Origin of the sequence: Mesorhizobium sp. Cs1321R2N1 (assembly GCF_037179725.1) — a bacterium.
Lineage (GTDB): Bacteria > Pseudomonadota > Alphaproteobacteria > Rhizobiales > Rhizobiaceae > Mesorhizobium > Mesorhizobium salmacidum.
This window is the reverse complement of sequence record NZ_JAPYKP010000003.1, coordinates 35,739-57,188: the sequence shown is the minus strand read 5'-3', so window position 1 is coordinate 57,188 and position 21,450 is coordinate 35,739. Positions and strand designations below refer to the sequence as shown.

Annotated in this window: 25 protein-coding genes; 10 read left to right on the top strand and 15 right to left on the bottom strand. The window is 62.2% G+C overall.

From position 1 onward, the window contains the following. Positions 1-101: 101 nt before the first annotated feature. Both O7A61_RS01485 and O7A61_RS01480 read left to right on the top strand, forming a co-directional pair. Positions 102-1,739 (top strand): CTP synthase, encoded by a 1,638-nt coding sequence (locus O7A61_RS01485; protein WP_140505430.1) that lies wholly within the window; start codon positions 102-104, stop codon positions 1,737-1,739. Between the two features lie 8 nt (positions 1,740-1,747). Continuing rightward, positions 1,748-2,287, top strand: a complete 540-nt coding sequence (locus O7A61_RS01480) for a DUF1697 domain-containing protein (protein WP_337128095.1) — start codon at positions 1,748-1,750, stop codon at positions 2,285-2,287. A 36-nt stretch (positions 2,288-2,323) separates the two neighbouring features. Here O7A61_RS01480 and O7A61_RS01475 read toward each other — a convergent pair whose 3' ends face one another. Next, complete coding sequence (locus O7A61_RS01475) at positions 2,324-3,781, bottom strand: NCS1 family nucleobase:cation symporter-1 (protein WP_337128094.1); 1,458 nt, start codon at positions 3,779-3,781, stop codon at positions 2,324-2,326. A 241-nt stretch (positions 3,782-4,022) separates the two neighbouring features. Continuing rightward, complete coding sequence (locus tag O7A61_RS01470) at positions 4,023-4,340, bottom strand: LysR substrate-binding domain-containing protein (RefSeq protein WP_027142651.1); 318 nt, start codon at positions 4,338-4,340, stop codon at positions 4,023-4,025. Positions 4,341-4,499: 159 nt separating this feature from the next. Here O7A61_RS01470 and O7A61_RS01465 point away from each other — a divergent pair, with 159 nt between their 5' ends. Continuing rightward, positions 4,500-5,486, top strand: coding sequence for an ABC transporter ATP-binding protein (locus O7A61_RS01465; protein WP_337128139.1), 987 nt, complete (start codon positions 4,500-4,502; stop codon positions 5,484-5,486). A gap of 6 nt (positions 5,487-5,492) precedes the next feature. Further along, positions 5,493-5,915: a DUF982 domain-containing protein gene (locus O7A61_RS01460; protein WP_337106890.1), complete on the top strand. Its 423-nt coding sequence runs from the start codon at positions 5,493-5,495 to the stop codon at positions 5,913-5,915. A gap of 412 nt (positions 5,916-6,327) precedes the next feature. Here the strand turns inward: O7A61_RS01460 and O7A61_RS01455 are convergent, their stop codons facing one another. Further along, complete coding sequence (locus O7A61_RS01455; RefSeq protein WP_337128093.1) at positions 6,328-6,741, bottom strand: hypothetical protein; 414 nt, start codon at positions 6,739-6,741, stop codon at positions 6,328-6,330. 275 nt (positions 6,742-7,016) lie between these two features. Here O7A61_RS01455 and dusA point away from each other — a divergent pair, with 275 nt between their 5' ends. Further along, complete coding sequence (dusA, locus tag O7A61_RS01450) at positions 7,017-8,012, top strand: tRNA dihydrouridine(20/20a) synthase DusA (RefSeq protein ID WP_337128092.1); 996 nt, start codon at positions 7,017-7,019, stop codon at positions 8,010-8,012. A gap of 105 nt (positions 8,013-8,117) precedes the next feature. Here the strand turns inward: dusA and O7A61_RS01445 are convergent, their stop codons facing one another. Both O7A61_RS01445 and O7A61_RS01440 read right to left on the bottom strand, forming a co-directional pair. Further along, positions 8,118-8,822 (bottom strand): TIGR02281 family clan AA aspartic protease, encoded by a 705-nt coding sequence (locus O7A61_RS01445; RefSeq protein ID WP_140505417.1) that lies wholly within the window; start codon positions 8,820-8,822, stop codon positions 8,118-8,120. 10 nt (positions 8,823-8,832) lie between these two features. Beyond that, positions 8,833-9,063 carry a DUF1289 domain-containing protein gene (locus O7A61_RS01440; protein WP_027142658.1) on the bottom strand — a complete coding sequence of 77 codons (231 nt, stop codon included), beginning with the start codon at positions 9,061-9,063 and terminating at the stop codon, positions 8,833-8,835. Positions 9,064-9,261: 198 nt separating this feature from the next. On the opposite strand from O7A61_RS01440, the gene O7A61_RS01435 reads away from it, so the two are divergent. Then, on the top strand, positions 9,262-10,260 hold the full coding sequence (locus O7A61_RS01435; RefSeq protein WP_337128091.1) for a nicotinate-nucleotide--dimethylbenzimidazole phosphoribosyltransferase: 999 nt from the start codon (positions 9,262-9,264) through the stop codon (positions 10,258-10,260). Positions 10,261-10,283: 23 nt separating this feature from the next. Here O7A61_RS01435 and O7A61_RS01430 read toward each other — a convergent pair whose 3' ends face one another. Beyond that, positions 10,284-11,804 carry a sensor histidine kinase gene (locus O7A61_RS01430; RefSeq protein WP_337128090.1) on the bottom strand — a complete coding sequence of 507 codons (1,521 nt, stop codon included), beginning with the start codon at positions 11,802-11,804 and terminating at the stop codon, positions 10,284-10,286. 76 nt (positions 11,805-11,880) lie between these two features. Between O7A61_RS01430 and O7A61_RS01425 the strand changes: the two genes are divergently transcribed. The 4 genes from O7A61_RS01425 (at position 11,881) to O7A61_RS01410 (ending at position 14,363) form a co-directional block, all read left to right on the top strand. After that, entirely contained in the window at positions 11,881-12,504 is a 624-nt protein-coding gene (locus tag O7A61_RS01425; RefSeq protein ID WP_140505409.1) for a thermonuclease family protein, read from the top strand. A gap of 33 nt (positions 12,505-12,537) precedes the next feature. Beyond that, the gene (locus tag O7A61_RS01420; RefSeq protein ID WP_027142662.1) at positions 12,538-13,149 is read left to right on the top strand and encodes a glutathione S-transferase; all 612 of its coding nucleotides are present in this window, start codon (positions 12,538-12,540) and stop codon (positions 13,147-13,149) included. After that, positions 13,089-13,763, top strand: coding sequence for a uracil-DNA glycosylase family protein (locus O7A61_RS01415; RefSeq protein ID WP_337128089.1), 675 nt, complete (start codon positions 13,089-13,091; stop codon positions 13,761-13,763). Before O7A61_RS01420 ends, O7A61_RS01415 begins: the two co-directional genes overlap by 61 nt. 108 nt (positions 13,764-13,871) lie before the next feature. Next, positions 13,872-14,363 (top strand): Lrp/AsnC family transcriptional regulator, encoded by a 492-nt coding sequence (locus O7A61_RS01410; protein WP_337128088.1) that lies wholly within the window; start codon positions 13,872-13,874, stop codon positions 14,361-14,363. 9 nt (positions 14,364-14,372) lie between these two features. Here the strand turns inward: O7A61_RS01410 and O7A61_RS01405 are convergent, their stop codons facing one another. From O7A61_RS01405 to O7A61_RS01365, 9 genes are all read right to left on the bottom strand, one after another. Continuing rightward, complete coding sequence (locus O7A61_RS01405) at positions 14,373-14,936, bottom strand: DUF3299 domain-containing protein (RefSeq protein ID WP_337128087.1); 564 nt, start codon at positions 14,934-14,936, stop codon at positions 14,373-14,375. 103 nt (positions 14,937-15,039) lie between these two features. Continuing rightward, the gene (locus O7A61_RS01400; RefSeq protein WP_337128086.1) at positions 15,040-15,744 is read right to left on the bottom strand and encodes a DNA alkylation repair protein; all 705 of its coding nucleotides are present in this window, start codon (positions 15,742-15,744) and stop codon (positions 15,040-15,042) included. 7 nt (positions 15,745-15,751) lie between these two features. After that, entirely contained in the window at positions 15,752-16,621 is an 870-nt protein-coding gene (locus O7A61_RS01395) for an NAD(P)-dependent oxidoreductase (protein WP_337128085.1), read from the bottom strand. A 113-nt stretch (positions 16,622-16,734) separates the two neighbouring features. Continuing rightward, a complete protein-coding gene (locus tag O7A61_RS01390; RefSeq protein ID WP_337128084.1) occupies positions 16,735-17,559 on the bottom strand; it encodes an ABC transporter permease in 825 nt (274 codons plus the stop codon). Next, the gene (locus O7A61_RS01385; protein ID WP_337128083.1) at positions 17,556-18,272 is read right to left on the bottom strand and encodes an ABC transporter permease; all 717 of its coding nucleotides are present in this window, start codon (positions 18,270-18,272) and stop codon (positions 17,556-17,558) included. Before O7A61_RS01385 ends, O7A61_RS01390 begins: the two co-directional genes overlap by 4 nt. A 73-nt stretch (positions 18,273-18,345) precedes the next feature. After that, positions 18,346-19,131, bottom strand: a complete 786-nt coding sequence (locus O7A61_RS01380) for an ABC transporter substrate-binding protein (protein ID WP_027142669.1) — start codon at positions 19,129-19,131, stop codon at positions 18,346-18,348. Between the two features lie 159 nt (positions 19,132-19,290). Further along, entirely contained in the window at positions 19,291-19,800 is a 510-nt protein-coding gene (mobB, locus tag O7A61_RS01375; protein WP_337128082.1) for a molybdopterin-guanine dinucleotide biosynthesis protein B, read from the bottom strand. Beyond that, positions 19,797-20,429 carry a molybdenum cofactor guanylyltransferase MobA gene (mobA, locus tag O7A61_RS01370; RefSeq protein ID WP_337128081.1) on the bottom strand — a complete coding sequence of 211 codons (633 nt, stop codon included), beginning with the start codon at positions 20,427-20,429 and terminating at the stop codon, positions 19,797-19,799. Before mobA ends, mobB begins: the two co-directional genes overlap by 4 nt. A 54-nt stretch (positions 20,430-20,483) precedes the next feature. Continuing rightward, the gene (locus O7A61_RS01365) at positions 20,484-21,404 is read right to left on the bottom strand and encodes a DMT family transporter (protein ID WP_027142672.1); all 921 of its coding nucleotides are present in this window, start codon (positions 21,402-21,404) and stop codon (positions 20,484-20,486) included. Positions 21,405-21,450 lie beyond the last annotated feature (46 nt).

Sequence of the window (21,450 nt, the reverse complement as noted above, 5' to 3'; positions counted from 1 at the left end):
ACCGGATTCCACTTTTCGGGGTCATGGTTCGAGCGCCATCTTGGGAAAAAGCCTTCGCGGCGGTTTTTTCTCTGGCGGAATCAATCCGGCCGCGTTAAGCGATGACTCCCATGGCGCGATATGTATTCATCACAGGCGGCGTGGTTTCCTCACTTGGAAAAGGCATTGCCGCAGCGGCCCTTGGGGCTCTCCTGCAGGCGCGAGGCTATCGCGCACGCATCAAAAAACTCGACCCCTACCTCAATGTCGATCCCGGCACGATGTCGCCGTACCAGCATGGCGAAGTGTTCGTCACCGATGACGGGGCCGAAACCGACCTCGACCTTGGCCATTACGAGCGCTTCACCGGCCGTTCCGCCAACCAGCAGGACAACATCACGACCGGGCGTATCTACAAGAATATCATCGAGCGCGAGCGGCGTGGCGACTATCTCGGCGCGACCGTGCAGGTCATCCCGCACGTTACCGACGAGATCAAGAACTTCGTCCTCGACGGCAATGACGACTATGATTTCGTGCTGTGCGAAATCGGCGGCACGGTCGGCGACATCGAGGCGATGCCGTTCCTCGAAGCCATCCGCCAGCTCGGCAACGATCTGCCGCGCAACAACGCCGTCTATGTCCACCTGACCTTGATGCCCTATATCCCGACGGCGGGTGAGTTGAAGACCAAGCCGACCCAGCATTCGGTCAAGGAATTGCGCGGCATTGGCATTGCGCCGGATATTCTTCTGGTGCGCGCCGACCGCGCCATTCCCAAGGAAGAGCGCCGCAAACTGTCGCTGTTCTGCAATGTCAGGGAGAGCGCCGTGATCCAGGCGCTCGACGTGCCGCATATCTACGACGTGCCAATGGCCTATCACAAGGAAGGTCTCGATTCGGAAGTGCTGGCCGCGTTCGGCATCGACCCGGCGCCCAAGCCGCGCATGGAACCATGGCAGGCTGTCTCCAACCGCATCCACAATCCGGAGGGCGAGGTCACCATCGCCATCGTCGGCAAGTATACCGGCCTCAAGGATGCCTACAAATCGCTGATCGAGGCGCTCTCGCATGGCGGGCTGGCCAACCATGTCAAGGTCAAGCTCGACTGGATCGAATCGGAAATCTTCGAAAAGGAAGACCCGACGCCTTGGCTGGAGAAGGTGCACGGCATCCTCGTGCCCGGCGGCTTCGGCGAACGCGGTTCCGAAGGCAAGATCCTGGCGGCGAAGTTCGCACGCGAGCGCAAGGTGCCGTATTTCGGCATCTGCTTCGGCATGCAGATGGCCTGCATCGAGGCAGCACGCTCACTGGCCGGTGTCGAACATGCCTCATCGACCGAGTTCGGGCCCACCAAGGAACCAGTCGTCGGTTTGATGACCGAATGGCTGAAGGGCAACATGCTGGAAAAGCGCAGGGCGAGCGGCGATCTCGGCGGCACCATGCGGCTCGGCGCCTATCAGGCCGAGCTCGCCAAAGGCTCGAAGATCGCCGATATCTACGGCGACACCCAGATTTCCGAACGTCACCGGCACCGCTACGAGGTCAATATCGACTACAAGAAGCGCCTGGAGGATTGCGGGCTGGTCTTTGCCGGCATGTCGCCCGACGGTGTGCTGCCGGAGACGGTCGAATATCCCGACCATCCCTGGTTCATCGGCGTGCAATATCACCCCGAGTTGAAGAGCCGGCCGCTCGATCCGCATCCGCTGTTCGCCAGCTTCATCGAGGCGGCGGTGGAGCAGAGCCGGCTGGTCTGATCGCTACCATGCGGACCTACGTGGCGCTTCTCTACAGCATCACCCTGGGAGAGGGGCGGCGGGTCGTCATGTCCGATCTCAAGGCGATGGCGGAAGGCCTCGGCCTGAAGAATGTCCGCACCCTGGCGGCGACCGGCAACCTGGTTTTCGAGAGCGAAAAGATCTCGATCGCCGGACTTGAGAAGCGGCTGGAATCCGCCTTCGAACAGACCTTTGGCCGCCATGTCGACATCATCGTCCGTGCCGCCGGAGACTGGCGCAAACTCGCAAGCGGCAATCCATTCCCGACCGAGTCGGTGGAAGCCGGCGATCAGGTCGCGGTGCGCGTGATGCGCAAACCCGTGGCCGAGAATGCCATATCGGGCCTTCAGGCCTATGCCGCCGCGGACGAGAAGGTGCTTCTGGTCGGCGGCGACATCTGGGTCGTCTTTTCACGGGAGAGGCCTAGCTCGCGGCTGCTTGCGGCCGCAAATCACAAGCGCATGGGCATCGGAACCTCGCGCAACTGGAACACGGTGCGCAAGCTGGCCGAGATGATAGGAGCGTAAATCTGGGGCGGCGTTGCGCCGCCCCAGAGAAGTTCGTCAGGCTTTTGCTATCTTGGCACCTGCACCCAGGGCGGCGGTGCGCAGCACGTAGTAGATGACGCCGGCGATCGCCACGCCGAAGAACCAGCCATAGACGCCCCACCAGGACGGCAGCCAGTTGGTGAAGTTCGGCAGGATCGACGAGAAGACGGCGCCGATGCCGGCGGCGATGAAGGCATTGACATGCCAGCCGCCCTGGAAGCGGAACTCGCCGTCCTCGCGATACAGCGCCTCGACGTCGACCTCGCCCTTCCGGATCAGATAGTAATCGACCATCATCACACCGAAGATCGGTCCCATTGTCGCGCCGATGACGTTGACGAAAGAGGCGGCACTGCCTTCCCACGGTGCGAACGGATAGAGCACAAGCGCGATGACAGCGGCGATGTAGCCGCCCTTCTTGAAGTCGATCTGCCGCGGGAAGACGTTGGAGAAGTCGAAGGCCGGCGACACGAAGTTGGCCACGACGTTGATGCCAAGCGTCGCCACCGCGAAGGTCAGGGCGGCAAGGGCGGCCAGGAACCAGCTGTCGAACTTGGCCGAGATCTGGTCGGGGTGCAGCAGCACCTCATGGTAAACGTCGTAGGCGGCAATGGTGGTGACGCCGGCGACCAGCGAGAACAGGATCAGGTTGATCGGCAGACCCCAGATATTGCCCTTGCGCAGCGCCGCCTGATCGGGCGCATAGCGGGCGAAATCGCAGAAATTGAGATAGAGCGCCGAAAAATACGTCACCCAGATCGCGGCGACCGCGAACAGCGACGTCCACGAGCCCGGCGTTCCAGGCACGCCGGCATCCTTGGTCTTTTCCAGAAGCACGTCCATCGGGATGTCGCTGGTGAAGGCGAAGGTTCCGGATTTGACACAGAGATAGATGGCCAGGAGCAGCATCATCACCCAGACGGCTGGTCCCGCCCAATCCTGGAACCGGCGCACCGTTTCCATACCTTTCTGGATGATCAGCAGTTGCAGGGCCCATATGACCACGAAGCAGATCACCTCCAGGCCGGAATGGCCGAGGAAATGGGTGTTGGTGTTGAAATCGGCGAACCATTGCGAGCGAATGAGCAATGCAACGATAGCGCCGGAGGCGGCGGCAGTCTGCGCGCCGTACCAGAAGCAGGCGACGATGGCGCGCACCAGTGCCGGAATGTTGGCGCCCCAGATGCCGAAGGAGGCGCGGGCGAGCACGGGGTAGGGCACACCGGTCTTCACACCGGCGTAGCCGACCATGTTCATCAGCGCGTAGATGATCAGCGAGCCGATGCCGATGGCGATGATGAAATTGACGAAGCCGCCACAGAACAGAAACAGGCTGGCGGCGAGGTAGTAGCCCCACAGGCTATGGACGTCCGACGTCCAGACGTTGAAGATCGAGAACGGTCCCCAGTTTCGAACCTTGGCAGGAGCGAGGTCTTCATTATACAGGTCAGGCGATGCGCCTTGTATCGTCATTGCAATGTCCCCTTCTTGCAGCACGCGCCCTCACGCGTTGACCGCGGAGGTTACGCCTGACGCGGGGGAACCGGCAAGCAATCGATTTGCCGGCTTTGACCTTAAAGATATTCAATGCGAACCGCGATTATCGACGGGGTGGTGAGCCGCTTTTGAAAAGGCCCGTTGATTCGAGTTCTCGATCCACGGCCTGAATCTGGACGAACCCGTGTTCACAATATCTGTCGGCAAGCGGGGCTGCCTAGGCGATGGCCATCACCCGCTTATGGTCCTCGACCTCGGAAAGCAGCCAGTCCTGAAACAGGCCGGTACCCGGCTTGTTGCCGATGCTGCGGCGCTGATGCAGGTAGATGCCCGCCGGATAGGTATGGCGGGCGCTGAACGGGGCGACCAGCTTGCCCTGCTGCAGCAGATCCTGGGCCATCATCGTGTCGGCAAGCGCTATTCCAGCGCCATTGATCGCCTCGCGCATGATCAGCGTGCAATCATCCAGCGTCGTGCTGGATTTCGGCGTCGTGTCCAAAACGCCTTCCTGTTCCAGCCAGCGCTTCCATCGCATGGTCTCGCATTCGCCATCGCTGCTGCGATTGCCGCAAGGCTGTGCCTTCGGTCCGCGTTGCCGGGTCCGCTACGAGCCCTGTCTAACCGGCAAGCCCGAGCTTGGTGCCGCCACGCACGCGGCGGCCTGCTTTCGAGTGGCGCAGACATGAGCGGACCGATGATCGACAACGACCGTCCAATCCTCGAAACGCGCTCGCTCGGCAAGCGTTTCTCGATCGGCACCCGTTTTTCCGCCGAAGGCAGGCGAACCGTCCATGCGGTCGACAATGTCTCCCTGACGGTGCGGCGCGGCGAAGCCGTAGGGTTGGTCGGCGAGTCCGGATGTGGCAAGTCCACGCTGGCGCGCTGTCTGGTCAGGCTCTACGACATTTCAGACGGTGAGCTGCTGTTCGAAGGCGACGACATCACGTCGAAGTCGCTGTCTGAACTGAGGCCGCTGCGGCGGCGCCTGCAAATGGTGTTCCAGGACCCGTCGGCCTCGCTCAATCCGCGCCGGCGTGTCGGCGACCTCGTGGCGGAACCGCTGCGCATCCATGGCAAGCTTTCATCGCGCGAGATCACCAACCGCGTCGCGGAGCTCTTCGAGCTCGTCGGACTGTTACCGGACCATGTCATGCGCTTCCCCCATGAATTCTCGGGCGGGCAGCGCCAGCGTGTCGGCATAGCGCGCGCCATAGCCCTCAATCCCGATCTCGTCGTTCTCGACGAACCGGTCTCAGCGCTCGACGTGTCCGTACAGGCGCAGATCGTCAACCTGCTTGCCGACCTTCAGGAGAAGCTGGACCTCACCTATGTCTTCATCGCCCACGACCTGTCCGTGGTGCGTCAGGTCTCGACCCGCATCGCGGTCATGTATCTCGGCTCGATCGTCGAGGAAGGACCGGCGGAAGAGGTGTTTTCAGCCCCGGCCCATCCTTACAGCCAGGCGCTGATCTCGGCCGTTCCCGTCGTGGAGACGACACCCAGCGGGACGCGCAGGCGCATTATCCTTACGGGCGATGTGCCGAGCCCGCTCAATCCGCCATCCGGGTGCCGGTTCCATCCCCGATGCCCGATAGCGGTTGAGCGCTGCCGTTCGGAGCGGCCGGAACTGAGGGAGTACCGACCCGGCCGCAAAGCGGCCTGCCACTTCCCGACGACATAGCCGACATTGCTCATCCATTCGACCGCCAGATTTTTTAAAGATTCTGTTTTCCGCGTGGAACCAAGCACCGGATGGCGCGTTTCAGCGGGTTCGATCGAGCGCATCTCGATCGAAGCGGAGGAAACGATGGACTACCTGCATTTCTTTTCGCCCGTGCGGATATCGCGCGGGCAGGGGCATCCTGTGGAAGAAGTGGATAGTGTCGCCGAGGCGATGGTTTTCTTGCGTAAATGGCCGAAGGGACGGCGTGGGCCTGTGTATCAGTGTGCCCTGAATTGCTGCTCGGCCGCCCTATCCGGACAGATGTCGGCGGAGGAAGCAAGAAAGGCGTTCACCGGCTTTGCCCGGATCACGCGGCTTCTGGACGATGATATGGCTCTGCCGATAGGCAACGACAGCAAGGCGAGCATACACGCGCTGCGGCGGTAGCCGTCCACGGCCTTTACTGCTGGCGGATCGCGCCCGTTGCGGGCGCGATGTCGCTGTTTGCGCTTCGGGGCAAACCGTCCCACCATCCGGTCACCAATCGACACTGTATCGATCGATCACCCAGAGCCATGATCCATCCGTTTGCCGGCGGGCCCCCTAGCTTGTCACATCAGCGTCCCGAAAGCGGGTCGACGTCAGCGCTAGATCACCGCTGACCAGCGCCGCACGCTGCTCGTGACGTCGGCATAGTGGCTGCGAATGGCTTCGTAGCCGCGCAGAAACCGTCCACCGCCACAGTCGATCACCGCATCCGGTTCGAACAGCGAGGCCCGATCTCGCTGAATCTGCAGGAATTGGAGTCGCTGATTGCACGGCAACATGCGGGCGACGCGTCGACCGGACTCCCGTCTCTCTAAGCAGGTATCAGGACGGCGATGCGATGTATGCCGACCACCTTGCTTGTGTTGGTCGCCTCGTCGGTCTTGCCCTTGGCGCAAGTGTACATGTCGCCTTCCTTCAGCTTGAATTCCTTGTCCGCTTTCTTGATCGTGAATGCACCGGCTGTAATCGTGCAGACCATGTCGTTGTCCATCACGGTTTGAGGAGCGTGTGCCCCGGGCTGAAAGACCACGTCGACAATCGAGATGCTCTTGTAGGCGGGAATATCGGCGTTCCCGGTACCGACCTCCACCACCCTGACGCCAGGAGCAATCTCCTTGCCGTCTTTCGGGCCGTATTTCTTGGTCTTTGCATGCGCAGTCAGGGCGAATAGAGGGGTTGCCGCCGCGGCCGTGAGGCCAAGGGCAATTGCAGATCTGCGATTCATGCTTTCCTCCCATATGTTGGTCGCGCAACAATGTGAGCGACAGCTAATATTACTCCTTTCCCATATGATTTTAAATGACCGTGATGGCGCCCTGGCATTTCTGCCGCCTCATGATCGACCAATGCAGCTTGTGCGGGCAGTGGCGTGTGCACTATCTGTGCACAGAAAAGACTGATGCCTCACGTCACGGCGAGCACAGAATGGCTGCCCGGGCCAAGTTCCGCAGTTCTTCTCCTTTTGGTATTGGACGGACTGAGATCGAAAAAGATAATGAAATGAGCAATATATATCACAAACTTGCCATAGCACCCATGATGGATTGGACGGACCGGCATTGCCGGTTCTTCCATCGCCGGCTGACGACACGTGCGCTGCTGTACACCGAAATGGTTGTCGCCGACGCGGTGATCCACGGCGCACGCGAGCAGCTGCTTGGCTTCGATGAGGTGGAACATCCTGTCGCCCTGCAACTTGGCGGCTCGGATCCCGCAAAACTTGCCGAAGCGGCGCGCATTGGCGAGGCCTTCGGTTATGACGAGATCAATCTCAATGTCGGCTGCCCGTCCGACCGCGTCCAGTCGGGCACCTTCGGCGCTTGCCTGATGAAAGTGCCCGACCTTGTCGCCGACGGTGTCGCAGCGATGAAAGCGGCAGTAACGGTGCCGGTCACGGTCAAATGCCGCATCGGCGTCGACGAACAGGATCCGGAGCCGGCGCTCGATGCGCTGGCGAATGGGGTTTTCGATGCCGGCGCCGATGCCTTGTGGGTGCATGCTCGCAAGGCGTGGCTGGAAGGGCTGAGCCCCAAGGAAAACCGCGACATCCCGCCGCTTGACTATGACAGGGTCTATCGGCTGAAGGAAAAAAAGACGAGCAAATTCATTGGCATCAATGGCGGTATTCAGTCGCTTGAAGAGGCTCGGACGCATCTCGATCATGTCGATGGCGCCATGCTCGGCCGCGCCGCCTACCACACACCGGGCATTCTGGCCGGTGTTGACGCCGCCTTCTACGGAGCGCTGCCGGAAGCGTTCGATTTCGCGGCGCTGGTCGATGCGATGGCGGATTATGCGGCGCGCCATATCGAACAAGGCGGACGGCTCGGCCATGTCACCCGCCATATGGTCGGGCTGTTTCACGGGCTGCCCGGCGCGCGCCGCTACCGCCAGATCCTATCCATCGACGCGACCCGGCCCGGAGCCGGACCGGACGTGCTGAAGACGGCTTTCGCGGCTGTCGAATTTGGTGGAGCGGCCGCCGAAGCGGCCTGAACTTACAGCATGTCGCGGCCAATAGGATTCGCCTGACCTGCTGTAAGCTTCTGATTTTATGCATGTCGTTGTCCCGGAACCGAGGACACTTCCGGGCGCCATGCATTAGTCCCTGAGGATCATACGGTCGCCGCGCACGTCGAAGCCAGAGAGCGAACCGATGAAGTTCATGCCGAGCAGGCTTTGGCTCAGCATGCCGGGAGCGGCGATCATCACCGACATATCCTTGCGCACGATGCCGCCGATCGCCAGCTCGTGGGTTTTGACCGCTGCGGCGCGTGCCATGCCGTTGGCTGTCGAAACCTGTATTGTATAGTTGAGCGCCGCCGGATTGAAGCCGGCGGCTTGCGCGTCTTCCGAAGTCAGCACCGTGCTGGTCGCGCCGGTGTCGACGACGGTGCGAACCGGGTTGCCGTTGACCAGGATGCGCGCTTCGAAATGACCATTGTCGGCCTTGTCCAGGGTCACGGTGGCGTGGCCGTCTTCGACGCCGAGCGCTAGCGGACTGCCGGGAACGAGGCCCGCGGTCACGCGGCTGGCGACGTCCTGCAGCTCGTAACGATATTGGTAGCCGGCGATCAGCGCGAGCACAATAGCGGCCCAGGCGCCGAGATTGCGGGCCATCACTCCGAGCGGAGCCGACCGCAGCAAGCCGGCACCGATAAGGGCGCCGAAAGCTCCAAGCCAGATCAGCCGTCCAAAATCGTAATTCTCGACGCCGAGCGTGCTGCCGGCGGAATCGTTGAGCATGAGAAGCGCTGCCCCCACGCCGATCACCGCCATCACAGTCCAGAACAGCCGGCTGCTCATCCGTCCCTCGCTAGAGTGCGTCGCGTTCGCGCGCCATGCGGGTGCGGCGTGTTTCCCGGCGCGGCCGGCGCTCGACGGTTTCCAGCCGGGCCGGCAGTTCGGCCATCACGCTGCGGCGCGTCTCGGGCGTCATCGCCATCCAGGCGCCGATCTCGTCGCGCGTGCGGCCGCAACCGAAGCAGAAGCCGGTTTTCATATCGATCGAACAGACCAGGATGCAGGGAGTTTCGATGGCCGTCATGACTTTCTCTCGAGGGACCCGGTCCGGAATCCGCTCTTCCATCTCCACATGGTGCAACGGCAAAGCCAATGCAAGCCCTCGCGATAGCGCCTTCCGTGACCGCCTTTGCGGCAAATCAGCAAGGACGATCGAGGAGGTTGTGCCGATCACGCAAGGCAGCTATGCCGCTCCCCGGATCCAGGAACGATTGTTCGCGACATGACCAGTGCACTGCCTTTCGATGATTTCCGCAACCTGCTCGACAATTTGCCGGCAGCCGACCTCAAAGCCGAAGCGCGCGTGCGCACTCTGTTTGCCAAGGCCGACAAGCCGGTGAATTCGCTTGGCCGCGTCGAGGACATCGCCGCGTGGCTCGCGGCCTGGAGCGGTCGCGCTCCGCCCGCCGTGACCAGGCCCTTGATGGCTGTCTTTGCCGGTAATCATGGCGTTGTCAGGCATGGCATTTCGACGAGGCCCGTGGCGGCGACCGCCAACGCGGTCGAGCTTTGCGCGGCCGGCGGTGCGGCGATCAACCAGATCTGCATTGCCAACGACCTCGGTCTGAAGGTGTTCGATCTTGCCCTGCACATCCCGACCGGCGACATCACCGAGGATGCCGCGCTCGATGAACGCGGTTGCGCGGCCACCATGGCCTTCGGAATGGAGGCGATTGCCGGCGGCACCGACCTGCTTTGCCTGGGCGATCTCGGCGTCGGCAACTCCACCGTCGCCGCCGCCCTGTTCGCCGCGTTGCTGGGGGGCAGGGGTGCCGACTGGATTGGTCCGGGATCCGGCGCCGATGCGGCGATGCAGGCCCGCAAGGCGAAGGTGATCGATGCGGCGCTGGCCTTTCACGGCCACCATCTGGAAGACCCCCTGGAGGCGCTGCGCCGGGTCGGCGGCCGCGAGTTCGCGGCGATAGCCGGCGCAATCCTTGCCGCGCGGATGCAGCAGATACCGGTACTGCTCGATGGCTTCGCGGCAACGGCAGCCGCGGCGGTGCTGCATGCGGCAAACCCCGTAGCACTTGATCATTGTCTTCTCGCCAGCCTGTCGCCGGAGCCCGCGCATGCAAGGGCCGCCGAGCACCTCGGGCTGCGTCCGCTGCTCGATCTGGGCATCGGTCATGGCGAAGGGGCAGGAGCAGCCCTGGCGGCCGGGCTGGTCAAGGCAGCGGCATTGACCAGTTCAGGCATGGCGGCGGCTGTGCGGGGCTAGCACACCGCACACTGATAGATCCGCTACCGCCGTCGCACGGCGACCGCGGCGGTCGGCAGCGCCGGCAGTTCTTCCATCACCCTGCTCAGCGGGAAGATGGCGATCGCCTCGGTGCCCTCGCGCAGCTTGGAATGAAGTTCGAACTCGCCGCCATGCATGGCGAGCAGCCCTTGCACGATCGGCAGGCCAAGCCCGGTGCCTTGCTCGGCGCTCTTGATGGCGATCGACCCCTGGCCGAAGGCTGAAAGCACGATCGGGATCTCGTCCTCGGGAATGCCGGGGCCGTTGTCCTTGATCGAAATGTACTGTCCTCCACCCGCCGTCCAGCCGACCCGGACGCGGATTTCGCCGCCGGTGGCGGTGAATTTGATGGCGTTGGACAGAAGGTTGAGCGCGATCTGGCGCACGGCGCGCTCGTCGGCGAACAGCCGCGGCAATGTCTGTTCGAAATCCTGAACGACGCGGATATCCTTGTTGCGTGCCTTAAGCTCCATAATGTGGCAGCAGTCCTCGACGATGTTGAGCAGCATCACCGGCTCCTCGTTGAGCTGGTATCGGCCGGCCTCGATGCGCGACAGGTCGAGGATCTCGTTGATCAGGTCGAGCAGGTGCTGGCCTGAATCATGCACGTCATGAGCATAGTCGCGATAGGTGGGATTGCTCATCGGCCCCAGCACCTCGTTCGCCATCACCTCGGAAAAGCCGAGAATAGCGTTGAGCGGCGTGCGCAATTCATGGCTCATCGAAGCGAGGAAACGCGATTTTGCAAGGTTGGCGTCCTCGGCCCGCCGCCGCGCCTCGTCCGACATCGATTTCGCCGTCTCCACTTCGGCGATCAGCGCATCCTTTTCGGAGCGGAACGACAAGAGCAGCAGGGAGAAGCGATTGAGGTGACTGGCGATATAGGCGAAGAAAGGCAGCGACAGGACGAGCAGCCCGGCCATGATCACCTCGACCGGCATCCACGACCTGGTCGCGGCATAGGCGTAGAGCGCCACTGGAAACGCGAAGGTCGCCAGCAGGGCGCCGCTCAGGGACGAGGCCATGAGCGCGGTCCCTGCCATGGCGAACAGGAGCACCACCGCCTTGATCACCTGGAACTGGTCGACCTCGCAGGCGCCGCAGCCCAGCCAGACGAACCAGGCCCAGCCTAGGCCGCAAAGGAAATGCCCGACCAGGAACTCCCTGCGCGTTTGCAATGAGTTGAGTTCGGAAGCTTCCGTGCGCTCGATGCGCCGCGCCATGAAGACGACTGTTGTGTAGCAGGTGAGCGTAAACAACGCCCAAAGCCCGATCTCATTGCCGACACCGGCCAAACGGCCGGCCGCGGCGATCACCAGGACGAGCAGCGGGATGACGACGGCACCGCTTGTCATCGCCCGGGCGTAGAGCTTCAGCAGTTCGCGATCGAAATCGGGATTGCCGGCCTGCTGCGAAAGACGGTCGCGCGTCTTGCGCACCGCGCGCGCGACATCGCTGTTGCGATGCCGTTTCCTGCGGTCCACAATGAACTTGTCCGCTGTGTTCGAGCGTTGCAAGGGCATCAAAAGCTTCAATTTATGCGCGCAGCGATTTCAAGGTGTTAAGCTACGTTCGAATGATTAACCAACCGTTTGCCATATGAGCCGTTCCTGGTCGCCAAGGTCGCGCCCGCGGTACGCGGCACCTCGCCGCAGAAGCCTGTGGCGCAAGCTGCTGGACTACGGGCTGACCGTCATCATTCTGGGGCTGTTGATCCTGCTTGCGGCGCGTCTTGACCGGGTGGAGACACGCAAGACGCAAGGTACGGCCATCATCAATGACGGCGATTCGATCACGCTCGGCGCCGAGCGCATCCGCATGCGCGGCATCGACGCTCCGGAGTATACCCAGACCTGCCGCAAGAGCGGCGCCGACTATGCCTGTGGTACTCAGGCGCGCCAATCGCTGGTGCGGCTGATCGCCGGCAGGCCGGTCACCTGCAGCGGCTGGCAGCGCGATCGCTATGGCCGGTTGCTTGGCGACTGCAAGGCCGGCGGCACCGACCTCAACCGCGCCCAGGTCGAGGCGGGCTGGGCCGTCGCCTATGGCGACTTCGAAGGCGAGGAAGCCACCGCACGCGCCGCAAGGATTGGCATCTGGGCGGGCACGTTCGACCAGCCGCAGGATTGGCGCGACAGCCACCACGGCGATGTCGTGGAGCGAAAACATGGCATGCTGGCGTCGATCGGCGATGCCGTGCGCGAGATATTTCGGTTCTGGTGAAGCATGTCTGGCGGAAGGAAAAGGAGGATCGAAATGAAGCTGTTCGACGGCGGTCGTGCGCCCAACCCACGGCGGGTTCGCGTTTTCCTCGCTGAAAAGGGGATCACGGTTCCGTTGGTGCCCATCGACATGGGCGCACTGGAACACAAGCAGCAGCCGGTCAGCTCGCGCAATCCGCTGCGGCGCCTGCCGGTTCTGGAGCTCGATGACGGCACCATCCTCACCGAATCCGTCGCTATCTGCCGCTATTTCGAGGAGCTTTATCCCGAGCCGGCATTGTTCGGGCGCGGCGCACTTGGCAAGGCGCAGGTCGAGATGTGGCAGAGGCGGATGGAGTTCAACCTGCTCAGCAGCGTCACGCAAGCTTTCCGCCACATCCATCCGGCCATGAAGGAATGGGAAATCCCGCAGATCCCCGAATGGGGCGAGGCCAACAAGCCTAAGGCGGTGGATTTTCTCAGGCTGCTGGACGCTGAACTGGGCAGCCGCGAATTCGCCGCCGGCGACAGCTATTCGATTGCCGACATCACCGGCCTGATCGCGATCGACTTCATGAAGCCGGCACGCATCAAGGTGCCGGAGGAATGCACCAATGTGCTACGTTGGCATCAGGCCGTCTCCAGCCGCCCGAGTGCCGCCGCTTGAGCGTCCAACTGGACAGGCTCGCCGCGACGGTCCGCGCCTGCCGCATCTGCGTCGACACTCCCGTTGGCAAGCCGCTGCCCCACAAGCCGCGTCCGGTGCTGCGACCTTCGTCCAGCGCCCGCATCCTGATCGCCAGCCAGGCCCCGGGAACCAAGGTGCATCTGTCGGGCATGCCATTCACCGACGCTTCCGGCGACCGCCTGCGCAACTGGCTCGGTGTGACCAGCGACGAATTCTATGACATCGAGAAATTCGCCATTGTGCCGATGGGCTTCTGCTTTCCCGGACAGGACGCCAAGGGCGGCGACCTGCCGCCGAGGCGTGAGTGCGCCCCGGCCTGGCGCGCGCCCTTAATGGCGTCGATGCCACGGATCGACCTGGTGCTGGCGATCGGCATCTATGCGCAGACCTGGCACATGGGCGCCGCGCGCCGCCCCTCGCTGACGGAAACGGTGATGAACTGGCGCGGCATCTGGCACAGTTCCGTCGGCCCCAAAGTGCTGCCACTGCCACATCCATCCTGGCGCAACACTGGCTGGTTGAAGCAGAATCCTTGGTTTGAAATGGATTTGCTGCCTTTCCTGCGGTCGGAAATCCGCTATCGCCTCGGTTAGGCATTCAGCAAGAAATCACTCGATTTCGGCGCAGGCGGCAGAATTTCTTTCTTGTGAACGGCCCAAATAAAAGGGAATATAGCGAAACTATTCCACCAGGAGCCTCCGATGGATCGCCTTGACCGAAAAATTCTCCGCCTCCTGCAGGAGGACGCGACGCTCGCGGTCGCCGACGTTGCCAAGAAAGTCGGCCTGTCGACCACGCCGTGCTGGCGGCGCATCCAGAAGCTCGAAGAGGAGGGCGTCATCAAGCGGCGCGTCGCCATTCTCGACCACGAAAAGGTCAATGTGCGGGTCACCGTCTTCGTGTCGATCCGCACCAATTCGCACAGTCATGAATGGCTGCGCCGGTTCTCCGAGGTCATCCAGGAATTTCCCGAGGTGGTCGAATTCTATCGCATGAGCGGCGACGTCGATTATCTGTTGCGTGTCGTGGTGCCCGACATCGCCGCCTATGACGCCTTCTACAAGCGGCTGATTGCCAAGATCGAGATCCGGGACGTGTCGTCGTCCTTCGCCATGGAGCAGATCAAGTACACGACCGAAATCCCGCTCGACTACATGGTGCTGGACAAGGAGTCGGGCGACAACGCGGCGTGATCCCGCAACTCAATTCTTCTTCTTGTTGAGGAAACTCCAGGGCGAGTTCACCGGCGATACGATGGAATCCGGCACCGTGTCGACGGCCATGACATCTGCCCTGCGCACGGCGTAACCGGATTGGATAACGCTGACGCCGTCGAGAATGAACAATTGGCTTTTCTCCATCTCCGGATTCAGGGCACCAGTAACGGCGACCGGCTGGTAGGCTTCCGACATCTTGTAGGGACGGGCAGGCGTGACCAGCACGATCTGATTGGGCGGCGGCGTCGGCATGTGGCTGCACGCGCCGGTCCAAGGCACCAGCAGGAACTGATAGACGAGATCGCCGTCGCGATCGACCGGCAATGCATAGCCGGCTAATTGTATCGTTTTGTCCTGCAGGGCAACCGACAGCGTCTCGCCGTGATCCGGCAGTTTCGCCGCGATCATCGGCAGGCCGGCGTCTTCGGCAACCGCCTGGGTTACCGGGCGCAAATCCTTCCAAAAGATGTGCGTGGTTTCGGCCGAAGCGCCGGCGGTGGAGAGAGCGAGCGCGGCCGCAAGCGCCAGGATTGATTTGAAATGGGTCATGGCCGCATCCTTTGCGGGCGAGTAAAGACGCCGCCGTCAGTGGCGTCAATGCTCGAGCCGCATCACATGTCGGCGAGAACCGGCCGCAGCACTCCTCAACCTGTCAGGTCTTTCTGGCGGCGAGGCGCTCGATTGTCCTGGCATCCGATAGTTCTTTCATAGCATCCTTGCCGATCCAGCGCGCGGTCTTGTCGGTCGATTGCGCGAGCCTTTCGGCGACAGCAAGGGCAGCACCGTGCATAACCATGGACTGTTTGCCGAGCGAACGAAGGGCCCAGTTCACACCCTTCTTCACGAAATTGCGGGCGTCGGTGGCCTGCGCTTCGATGATGGGCAAGAAGGCGAGAAAGGTCGCCTCCGGCTCTTTCTTCCGGTGGACGACAGACCAGGCCATCATGGCAAAAGCCGTGCGTCGAACAAATTCCCGTTCATCGGCCGCAAATTCGCTGATCAGTTCTATCCAGGCATCCGTGTCGACGAACAGATCAGAGACGCCATCGACGATATCCCAGGAGTCGAAACTCGACGCCCATTGCCTCGCATCCGCGGCGGAAAACCGCTTTGGGTCGACCGTGACGGAAGCGATGAACTGCGCCTCCACGATACCTGTCTGCCACAGCGCGAACGCGCGCTCGTGGTTGCGCTTGATTTTCTTGGCAATCTGCCGCTGCACACCGTGCGAGATGCCGAGCGCACGTTCGATCTTGATGCCGTAGCGCAGCATGCCAAGACGATTTTCCTCCGAGGCGATCGAGCGCAGATGCGCGACGATTTCGTCGGCACTGGATTGGGGCGAAAGCTCGGCCATCGCGATCCTATTTTTCCAGCCGGGCCAGCAACGAGGACGTGTCCCAGCGTTTGCCGCCCATCGCCTGCACGTCCTTGTAGAACTGGTCGACAAGCGCGGTCACCGGCAGCCGGGCGCCGTTGCGGTTGGCTTCCGCCAGGCAGATGCCGAGGTCCTTGCGCATCCAGTCGACGGCGAAACCGAAATCGTACTTTCCGGCGTTCATGGTCTTGTGCCGGTTTTCCATCTGCCAGGAGCCGGCCGCACCCTTGGAAATCACCTCGATGACCTTTTCGATGTCGAGGCCGGCCTTCTTGCCGAAATGGATGCCTTCCGACAGTCCCTGCACCAATCCGGCGATGCAGATCTGGTTGATCATCTTGGTGAGCTGGCCGGCGCCCGCCGACCCCATCAGTCCAACCATGCGGGCAAAGGCGTCGATGACGGGCCTGGCCCTGTCGAACGCAGCCTCATCGCCACCGACCATGACGGTCAGCACACCGTTCTCGGCGCCGGCCTGGCCACCCGAGACCGGCGCGTCGAGAAATGAGAATCCGCCTGATTGCGCGGCTTGCGCCAGTTCGCGCGCGACTTCAGCCGACGCCGTGGTGTTGTCGATGAAGACCGAGCCTTTCTCCATCGCCTTGAAGGCGCCTTCCGACCCCGTGGTCACCGAGCGCAAATCATCGTCATTGCCGACGCAAGAAAAGACGAAATCCTTGCCCTCGGCGGCCTGGGCCGGCGTCGCGGCAAGGCTGCCGCCATGTTGGGTGACCCATTGTTCGGCTTTGGCTTGGGTACGGTTGTAGACGGTGACGTCGTGGCCGCCCTTGTTCTTCAGGTGTCCGGCCATGGGATAGCCCATGACCCCAAGACCGAGAAATGCCACCGATGCCATGCCTTGTCCTTCCGGCGAAACAGAGATTTCAGCTGCGGAAGCTCTAGGCCATGCGACGAATTCGTCAAGGCGCGCACCGCCGCGTCGACTGGCACAGGCCGGTCAGGAACGGTTCAGCGCTTTAGGTGGATCGTGATCCGGCGCTCGATCCATTCGACGCCGTGGCGCAGGATTTCGACCATCACAAGATAGACGATGGCGACCCAGACATAGGCCTGGAAATCGAAGGATTTGGCGTAGGCGAGCTTCGCGTTGCCCATCAGGTCGTAGACGGTGATGATGGCGACGATCGCCGAAGCCTTGATCATCAGAACCAGCTCGTTGCCGTAGGGCCGCAATGCCACGATGAACGCCTGCGGCAGGACAACCTTGCGCAGCGTCTGCAGCTTGTGAAGGCCGAGCGATGCCGCTCCTTCCCATTGGCCCCTGGGCACGCTTTCGATGGCGCCGCGCAGGATCTCGGCCTGATAAGCCGCGGTGTTGAGCGCAAAGGCGAAGACGCCGCAGTTGAAGGCCTCGCGGAAGAACCACCACAGCCCGACGGATTCGAGCTGCAGCCGGAAAGAACCCAAGCCATAGTAGACGAGGTAGACCTGGACCAGCAGTGGCGTGCCGCGGAAGAAATAGACATAGCAATAGGCAAGGCCGGACAGGAAACGGCTCTTCGACATGCGGCCATAGGTGACGGGCAGCGAAAAGATCGCGCCGACCACCATCGAGATCGCAACGAGCGACAGCGTGGTCCACAGCCCCTGCAGATAGGCAGGCGCATATCTGGCAAAGAACTCGCCATTCCATGCGTAGGTGAGATAGGCGAAGATACCGAGGCCGAAGAGAATCCAGAGGCCGACGAGCGCGTACCCCACGATACGGGTGCGCGGCCAGCCGCGTGCCTGCGGCGGCGGCCGGTCAACGGAGATAGCGTGGCTGACGCTCATCGTGCCTCCCTCCGTCCCAGCGAACGCAAGATGAACCCGGTCGCGATCGACGACAGGATCGCCAGGACGAGGAAAACCAGGGCCGCGACGCTGTAGAACAGGAACGCGTGTTTCGTGACACGCGCCGCCACCCCCGCGTTGCGCAGGGTTTCGGCGAGGTTGACGACCGAGACCAGGGCGGTGTCCTTGAGCAGGCTGAGCCAGCAATTCTCGAGGCCGGGGAAGGCGATGCGCAGCAGCTGAGGCAGGATCACCTTGCGCATGGTCAGCCATGTCGACAGGCCGATCGCGTAGCCGCCCTCATACTGGCCCTTGGGAATGGCGCGAAAGGCGGAGAGGAATACCTCGCTGGCATAGGAGGAAAAGATCAGCGACAGCACGATCATGCCGGCGATGAAGCTGTCGACGTCGACCGTCGCCTCGGGCTTGAACAGGCGGATGACATATTGCAGCAGGATGGGCATGCCGAAGAAGAACAGGAACAGCGTCACCAGTTCCGGCAGGCCGCGAAACACGGTGGTGTAGATGTTGGCGGCCACCCGCAGCGACGGTTCTTCGGACTGCTTGGCCCAGGCGACGAAAAAGCCGATCGTCAGGCCGATCGGCAGCGTCGCAAGGGCAAGCGCGATGGTGACCAACGCGCCATACGCAATATCGTCGCTCCAGCCCTCGGGTCCCCAACTCAGCAGTGTCCATATGCTTTGGGCTGGCATTGATTGGTCTTATCCCCACGGCGCTCCTGAGATGAAAGGCGGCAGGGGACCCCTGCCGCCTTGGCAATGACGATCAGGACTCGGCGCCGTAGACGTCGAACTTGAAGTACTTGTCGTTGATTTCCTTATATTTTCCGTTGGCACGGATGGCGTCGATGGCGGAATTCAGCTTGTTGACCAGGTCGGTCTCGCCTTTGCGAACGGCTATGCCAGCGCCAGGACCGAAAATTTCGACCGGTTGCGGCGAGGGCTGGCCGAGGATCTTGCAGCAGGCGCCGTCAGGCGAATCAAGCCACTGCTGCAGCACGACAATATCGTCCTCGATAGCGTCGAGACGGCCATTGGCAAGATCTGCCTGCTCCTCGGGGCTGCTCGGATAACCTTTGACGGTGCTGTCGGTGTAGGTCTTCGAGGCATAGTTGAAATGGGTGGTCGTGGTGGCGACACCGATGCTCTTGCCGGCGAGGTCTTCCTTGGTCACGCCCTTCAGCGGCGAATCCTTCGGCACGGCGAGCGCCGACGGCGTGTTGTAGTATTTGTGCGAGAAGTCGACCTTCTCCTTCCTCTCCGGCGTGATCGACATCGAGGCGACGATGGCATCGAACTTGCCGGCCTGAAGTGCGGGAATGATGCCGTCCCAATCCTGGGCGACGAAGGTGCACTTGACCTTCATCTCATCGCAAAGCGCCTTGGCGATGTCGATGTCGAAGCCGACAAGCTGGCCATCGGCGGTGAGATTGTTGAATGGGGGGTAAGCGCCTTCGGTGCCGATCCGCAGGGTCTTTTCCTGGGCCTGGGCTACGCCGAGCGTCAGCAGCGCAGCCGATGCGGCGAGCGCGATACGCAGTGCAATACGCATGATAGTCCTCTCTTTATGGTCCCGGCCGTCGTTCCGAAACGGCTCTGTGGGGCGGTGCTTTTTGACCGCCCGCTGGGCCGATACTCCCACTCTTTCCAAGAAAAAAGCAACTGCAAAACCGCCAAAATCGGTAATGGGATTCTGCCCTTACGTTACATCTCAAGCAACGAGGCCGGTCGTGCGCTCGATGAAGTCGGCTATGGATTCTACGTCGTCGAGGTCGAACACCGGCAGGCTCTTGTCGGTGATGGCGAAATCCGCGGCGACGGCGACAATATTGGGATCACCCGCCGAAAGCGGCGTCCGGTCCTTCGCTTCCAGCCGCCTCGTTTCGATCTTGCGGTGGGATTCGCGCTTGTAGCCTTCGACCAGCACGATGTCGCACGGGGCAAGCCGCGAGAGGATGGCGTCCAGCGGCGGCTCTTGCTCGCCACGCAACTCGTGCATCAGCGCCCAGCGATTGCCCGACACGATCGCCACCTCGGTTGCGCCGGCCTGCCGATGGCGGAAGCTGTCCGCGCCGGGTTTGTCGATGTCGAAATCATGATGGGCGTGTTTGACCGTCGAGACCTTCCAGCCGCGCCGCACAAGCTCGGCGACCAGCTTCTCGGTGAGTGTGGTCTTGCCGGAGTTTTTCCAGCCGGTGATGCCGAAGACGCGTCTGTTCATGGCGTCATGCTCTGCAACAGGTGTTCGGCCAGGGCAAGATCGTCCGGCACGTTGATGTTGAAGAAAGGATCGATTGGTTGTCCGGCGGATTGCAGGAACGGGAATTCCACCTCGACATAGTCGTGCCGCTCGATGAAGGCCGAAACCCGCTTGTTGTCTTCGTCGACCAGGAAATGCCGCAAGGCTTCGCGGCATCCGGTCGGCCATAGCGCGAAGGTTGGATGCCGCCTGCCTGACGAGAAAGCGACGGCGATCGAACCGGGACGTTCATCGACTGCCGCCGCCAGACGATCGACGAGATCCAGCGGCAGGAAAGGCGTGTCGCCGGCAGCAGTGACGACCGCCTTGCAAGGCCTGCCGGCAGCGGCCCATTCCAGGCCGGTGAGGATACCGGCAAGGGGCCCGGCAAAACCTTCGATGGTATCGGCCATCACCGGCAGCCCGAAACTGGCAAACCGTGCCGGGTCGCCGTTGGCGCTAAGCGCCAGGGTGTCGAACTGCGGACCAAACCGCGACAGGACCTGGTCAAGCACGCAGCCGCCGCCCAGCGGCAACAACGCCTTGTCACCACCGCCCATTCGTCTCGACTGGCCACCGGCCAGAATGATCCCCGCGACATCGCGCTTCATGCCATCCAGCCTGTACGCCAGCCGCGGGAAATCGCAAGCGGCTTCAAGGGAGTGCTAGAGTCCTTCCGGCGCCATGGCCGGGCCGGTGCTTTCGGCGACGATCCTTCGCCGGCCGACGATGCGCTCGCGATAAAGCGCATAGAGGCCCGAGCCGACGACTATTGCCGCGCCGGCGATCATCGGCATGTCCGGTATGTCACCGAAGATGATCAGGCCAAGCAGTATCGACCAGAGGAGCGCGGTGTAGCGGAACGGCGCGATGAAGGAGATCTCGCCCGAACGCATCGCCATGATGATGAATTGATAGCCGATGAGCACCAGCACCGCCGCCAGTGCCAGCAGCGCCGTGCTTTTGCCTGTCATCGGTGTCCAGCCGCCCAGCGGCGTCAACAGAAACGCGCCGACGACGGTCATGGCAAGCGCGGTGGCGGTTGATACCAGCATCGTCGGGACGGCCTGGGGGATGCGCTTGGTGGCGAGGTCCCGCACCGTGCAGCACACGACGCTGGCCAGCGCCACCAGAGAATAGACGCTGAAGCCCTCGAAACCCGGCCGCACGATGATCATAACCCCGGCAAAACCGATAGCGATCGCCAACCAGCGCCGCCAGCCGACCGCTTCGCCGAAATACAGCGCCGCACCCATCGTCACCGCCAGCGGCAGTGCTTGCAAGACGGCCGAAACGCTGCCGATCGGCAAATGGGCGAGGGCGACCAGGAAGGACACGGTAGCGCCCGCTTCACTCAGCACACGGATCGCCACCAGCGGCTGCAGCATCAGGCGAGGCTGGACAAGCGCTCCGCGTTGCCAGGCCAGCAGGCCGACGAAGAGCGAGGCGAACGCCCCTCTGATCAGCATGACCTGCGCCATGTTCATCGACTGGGAAGAGTATTTGGTAATGGCGTCGTTGAGCGTGAAGCCAACCATCGCCACCACCATGAACAACGCGCCGCGAAGATTGGGGGAAAGGGGCAAGACATCTACCGGTTGCTTTGGCATGCAAGCCTGTAACAGCCCGCAA

Excerpts from the sequence above, each read along its gene's own strand:
- O7A61_RS01395 (WP_337128085.1), bottom strand. The coding sequence starts at position 16,621 with ATGGCATCGGTGGCATTTCTCGGTCTTGGGGTCATGGGCTATCCCATG.
- O7A61_RS01470 (WP_027142651.1), bottom strand. The coding sequence starts at position 4,340 with ATGCGATGGAAGCGCTGGCTGGAACAGGAAGGCGTTTTGGACACGACG.
- O7A61_RS01405 (WP_337128087.1), bottom strand. The coding sequence starts at position 14,936 with ATGACCCATTTCAAATCAATCCTGGCGCTTGCGGCCGCGCTCGCTCTC.
- mobA (WP_337128081.1), bottom strand. The coding sequence starts at position 20,429 with ATGAAGCGCGATGTCGCGGGGATCATTCTGGCCGGTGGCCAGTCGAGA.
- O7A61_RS01380 (WP_027142669.1), bottom strand. The coding sequence starts at position 19,131 with ATGCGTATTGCACTGCGTATCGCGCTCGCCGCATCGGCTGCGCTGCTG.
- O7A61_RS01455 (WP_337128093.1), bottom strand. The coding sequence starts at position 6,741 with ATGAATCGCAGATCTGCAATTGCCCTTGGCCTCACGGCCGCGGCGGCA.
- O7A61_RS01480 (WP_337128095.1), top strand. The coding sequence starts at position 1,748 with ATGCGGACCTACGTGGCGCTTCTCTACAGCATCACCCTGGGAGAGGGG.
- O7A61_RS01475 (WP_337128094.1), bottom strand. The coding sequence starts at position 3,781 with ATGACGATACAAGGCGCATCGCCTGACCTGTATAATGAAGACCTCGCT.
- O7A61_RS01400 (WP_337128086.1), bottom strand. The coding sequence starts at position 15,744 with ATGGCCGAGCTTTCGCCCCAATCCAGTGCCGACGAAATCGTCGCGCAT.
- O7A61_RS01445 (WP_140505417.1), bottom strand. The coding sequence starts at position 8,822 with ATGAGCAGCCGGCTGTTCTGGACTGTGATGGCGGTGATCGGCGTGGGG.
- mobB (WP_337128082.1), bottom strand. The coding sequence starts at position 19,800 with ATGAACAGACGCGTCTTCGGCATCACCGGCTGGAAAAACTCCGGCAAG.
- O7A61_RS01415 (WP_337128089.1), top strand. The coding sequence starts at position 13,089 with ATGCACCAATGTGCTACGTTGGCATCAGGCCGTCTCCAGCCGCCCGAG.
- O7A61_RS01385 (WP_337128083.1), bottom strand. The coding sequence starts at position 18,272 with ATGCCAGCCCAAAGCATATGGACACTGCTGAGTTGGGGACCCGAGGGC.
- O7A61_RS01390 (WP_337128084.1), bottom strand. The coding sequence starts at position 17,559 with ATGAGCGTCAGCCACGCTATCTCCGTTGACCGGCCGCCGCCGCAGGCA.
- dusA (WP_337128092.1), top strand. The coding sequence starts at position 7,017 with ATGAGCAATATATATCACAAACTTGCCATAGCACCCATGATGGATTGG.
- O7A61_RS01435 (WP_337128091.1), top strand. The coding sequence starts at position 9,262 with ATGACCAGTGCACTGCCTTTCGATGATTTCCGCAACCTGCTCGACAAT.
- O7A61_RS01440 (WP_027142658.1), bottom strand. The coding sequence starts at position 9,063 with ATGACGGCCATCGAAACTCCCTGCATCCTGGTCTGTTCGATCGATATG.
- O7A61_RS01425 (WP_140505409.1), top strand. The coding sequence starts at position 11,881 with ATGAGCCGTTCCTGGTCGCCAAGGTCGCGCCCGCGGTACGCGGCACCT.
- O7A61_RS01420 (WP_027142662.1), top strand. The coding sequence starts at position 12,538 with ATGAAGCTGTTCGACGGCGGTCGTGCGCCCAACCCACGGCGGGTTCGC.
- O7A61_RS01465 (WP_337128139.1), top strand. The coding sequence starts at position 4,500 with ATGATCGACAACGACCGTCCAATCCTCGAAACGCGCTCGCTCGGCAAG.
- O7A61_RS01430 (WP_337128090.1), bottom strand. The coding sequence starts at position 11,804 with ATGCCCTTGCAACGCTCGAACACAGCGGACAAGTTCATTGTGGACCGC.
- O7A61_RS01485 (WP_140505430.1), top strand. The coding sequence starts at position 102 with ATGACTCCCATGGCGCGATATGTATTCATCACAGGCGGCGTGGTTTCC.
- O7A61_RS01410 (WP_337128088.1), top strand. The coding sequence starts at position 13,872 with ATGGATCGCCTTGACCGAAAAATTCTCCGCCTCCTGCAGGAGGACGCG.